A 1873-nucleotide genomic window follows, 5' to 3' on the forward strand; every position below is an offset into this window, starting at 1 on the left:
CTTCCATCAGCTTGTCCAAAAGGTCTTTGTCGATGCTCATTCGTGGTCTCCTTTTCAGAACCGTTACCACGCCAGAGCACAAAATTCAGGATAGTCCCCATCGCCGACCAGCTGGTCGTAGGATGACAGGTCGGCCATCCGCACCTCGACTTTGGGGAGCGCCTCGACCGGCGGGCTGAAGAGCGCGCGCAACGCCGCCATGTCAGGCGGACGGTTCTGACGAAGATCTTCCTCTATCTGCGCGGCCAATTCGGCCTCGCACCCCCGGTCGTGCGCCAGCGCCAGAAGATCGACGGTCATGCGACAGGCCTTCTTCTCGCCGGTCTGTTCCAGCAGAACCGCGAACATGTCGCCGAACGCCTGTCGCGGAAACAGCTGGTCCCGGTAGACCAGCCCCATCAGCGCCATGGGCTTTTTGCGCAAGGAATGGATGACATGGTGGTAATTGACCACGTGACCGTGGCTTCCGCTGCTCGATGCCCGACCGCGCGGCAGCGTCAGCAGGGAGGTGCCTCCGAGAAACAGCTCCAGCCGATCATCGTAGAGCCGGATTCGCAGATGATGCCCGATCAGCCGGGACGGCACGGTGTAGAACACCTTGCGCAGGATGAAGCCGCCCGAGGAGGTGACGCGCACCGTGACGTCCTCGTAATCCGTCGTCCGCCGGGCGGGCAACGGCTTGAGATCAGAGCGTTCCATGTCGATGCGCTTGACGTTGCGGGCGTTGATCCGGCCCACGATCTCGTCGATGAAGCGCCGGTAGGCCGCCATATCCTCGAAGTCGCGCGACCCACGCATGATCAGCGCGTCCTCGATGGTGCTCTTCAGATGACCGTTGGGACTTTCGATGGAGCCGTTCTCGTGTGCAACGCCCTTGTTGTTGCGCGTCGGCGTCATGCCATAATGGCGGCACAAGGCATCGACGCGACCGGTGAGGTCTGCCTGGGCGGATTTTTCCAGATTCTTGAAAGCCGCTGACAGGCTGTCGGTCCTGTGTTCCCGGGGCACGCCACCGAGCATCCAGAGGGCATTCTGCAACCCTTCGGCCAGCGCCACATAGCTTTCACCGCCCAGCACGACGTGGGCGTGCTGAAAGCCGGAATAGGCCAGTCGGAAGTGATACAACCGATGATCCAACGGCTCACCGGCCACGGTCACCCCCAGTTTGCCCATGGCGGTGAAGTCCGACAGGCCCATCTTGCCCGGCGTGTGGATCTGCCGGAAAATCACTTCCTGTTCGGGGCCGTGCTCAGCCTTCCAGGCGCGCATCCGCCGCTCCAGCGTGCGCCGGATGCCCGTGCCCAGATCGGGATGCCGGCGCAGAAGTTCCTCGTAAACCGACACCGGACGGATCTCGGGGGAAGATTGAAGAAGAGGCACCACCTCCGCGTCGAAAATATCGGCAAGCGGGTCCGGGCGACGCCGGCCGCGCGGGGTCTTCTTCTGTGATGGCAAGGTTGGATCGGCCTGCAGCCGATAGCCCGTCGCCTGGCTGATCCCCGCCTTGGCCGCAGCCACGGGGGTGGAATGGGTCTGTCTGAACGTCATGAAGAGCCTCATCTGTTGGTCGGTGACATGACGGCCCGGCATGAACGATCTCCTTGCGCAGAAAATCATTCCCTATCCGAGCCGGCCACGACCGTCAGGTCCGCCCATTCCGGGCGCAACGCGGGGGTGGGGCCTCTCCAGTCGGGCTACGCCCTCCCTACGAGACCCCACCCCCGCGTTCTCATCCTGATTGACGCTGGATTCTCATCCTGTTTGTCGCGCGGCATGCGCCGCTACCACGTGTCAGACGCCGCCCTGCACGACAGCCAAGCGGTGGATCACCTGCTGATGCGGGGCAATACCGGCGCGGGGGTCTGGGCGGATG

The 1873-nt window shown here is 63.2% G+C and carries 1 protein-coding gene; it reads right to left on the minus strand.

The genetic code is table 11. The annotated features are described in order from the left end of the window. Positions 1–63: 63 nt before the first annotated feature. The gene (gene istA, locus ACH107_RS32425) at positions 64–1560 is read right to left on the minus strand and encodes an IS21 family transposase (protein ID WP_412509719.1); all 1497 of its coding nucleotides are present in this window, start codon (positions 1558–1560) and stop codon (positions 64–66) included. Positions 1561–1873: the final 313 nt, after the last annotated feature.

The organism is Roseovarius halophilus (ex Wu et al. 2025) (assembly GCF_047086965.1).